Source organism: Micromonospora sp. B11E3 (assembly GCF_039871625.1).
Lineage (GTDB): Bacteria > Actinomycetota > Actinomycetes > Mycobacteriales > Micromonosporaceae > Micromonospora.
Genome location: NZ_JBDPMC010000195.1, coordinates 1 through 1,702, shown reverse-complemented (window position 1 = coordinate 1,702; position 1,702 = coordinate 1). Strand labels below are relative to the sequence as shown.

Annotated in this window: 1 protein-coding gene; it reads right to left on the bottom strand. The window is 68.4% G+C overall.

All coding sequences use genetic code 11. The annotated features are described in order from the left end of the window. On the bottom strand, positions 1 to 1,679 hold a 1,679-nt coding region (locus ABGB16_RS33615), incomplete at its 3' end, for an IS1182 family transposase (RefSeq protein ID WP_347672081.1). Positions 1,680 to 1,702 lie beyond the last annotated feature (23 nt).

Here is a 1,702-nt window from a genome sequence, read left to right as displayed (position 1 = left end):
CGGGTTTTCGGTAGGCCGCGGTAGCGGGCGTGGCGGATGCCGGTGATCGCGATGGCTTGGCCGATGGTGCCTTCCACGCCGGCGCGCAGGGCGTAGTCGTCCTGCCAGGTCTTGCGGGCTTGGTCGGCGCGGTTGCGGGCCAGGGCTTCGTGCAGCTCTTGGGGGCGCAGGGTCAGGTGACGCCGGCCGCGTTTGGAGGCGGTGCACTGGGTTCGGGCTGGGCAGGGGTGGCAGGCGCCGGTGGGGAATGTGATCACGATTGCGTCGGTGCCGTGCTGGCTGACGGGGTTCCAGTTGCCGCTGGTGTTGCCTTGCGGGCAGGTGACCTGCCGGGTGGCCCAGTCGATGGTGAAGGCGTCCTTGGCGAATCCGGTACCGGCCCTGGCCTGCGCGGACGTGTCACGGGAGGCGGGGGTGACCATCGTGACGCCGTACGTGTCGGCCGCGGTGTTGATCGTCTCGGCGCAAGGGTAGCCGGCGTCGAGGTAATGCCGGGCCGGTAGCAGGCCCGAGGCGGCCAGGGCGGCATGGATGGGGGTGGTCGCTTTCACATCGGGCACGGTCGAGGCGGTGGTCGCCACGTTGATGATCAGGTTCGGTGGAGCCGGGGTGCCGGCGCCGGGCGGGTCATTATCGGCGTGGCAGGTCTCGGTGAGGTGGACCTTGTAGCCGTTCCAGAACAGGTCCTCGCCTTTGGCTGCCCATCGGGTGTCGAGGTCATAGGGGGAGGTGATCCGGTGTCTGGCCGGCGGCAGACCGTCGTCGTCGGCCTGCCGCATCTTGATCACCTGCCGTCCGTGGGTGTCGGCGCTGATGTGGTAGTTCTGGACCAGCATCCGGCGTAGCGTCTCGATCGCGGGTAGCTCGACCAGCCACGCCGGGGCCGATGGCGACCAGACCGCCTCCAGCAGCCGCACCGCGTCGGCGCCGTAAACCTGCGCCAGCCGGTCTCGTTTGGTCCGCGAGGTCGGCAGCCGCCAGGAGTCGACGCGGGCGCCGTATCGCTGGTTCCACTCGCCGATGTCGATCACCGTGGCCAGCCACCCCGCAGCGGCCACGGCCAGGACCTCCACCGCGGCGCGGACCGTCTCCCCGGCCAGCTCGAGGCGGTTGAGGTCACGCACCGCTGAGATCACGTGGGTGGAATCGGTGCGGGCCTTGCCACCGGCGCCGATCAGGCCCTTGTCCTTCAACACCTGAAGGAGCAGGTCGAACGCGGCGCGTTCCAGACCGTGCTCGACGAGGCGGGCCCGGAACTTGCTCAACACGCTGTAGTCGAACCCGGTATCGGTCAGCTCCAGCCCCAGGCAGTACTTCCAGTCGATGGCCCGGACCACCATCTGCGCCGCCTGCCGGTCAGTCAACCCTTCGGCGTACTGCAACGCCGTCACTAGAGCCAGGACTCCCGGCGAGGTCGCCGGCGCACCCCGGACCCCGAAAGCGGCCGCGAACCGCTCATCAGCGAACACCTCACCCAACTGGTCACGCACACTCATCGCCAGACTGCCCTTGGGAAACGCCGCCCTGGCCACCAGCATCGTCTGCTCCGGAACTTGCGCCAACGGGCGCGGCCGCATCGACATCGGCGAAACCATCCTGCGGCCGGGAGAGGGGAAAAGCCGACCAGCAACACGATCATTCAGGACAGACCAGCCAACACACTGGATCCACAACGGCATGTCACGAATTCAGCAACAGGGTC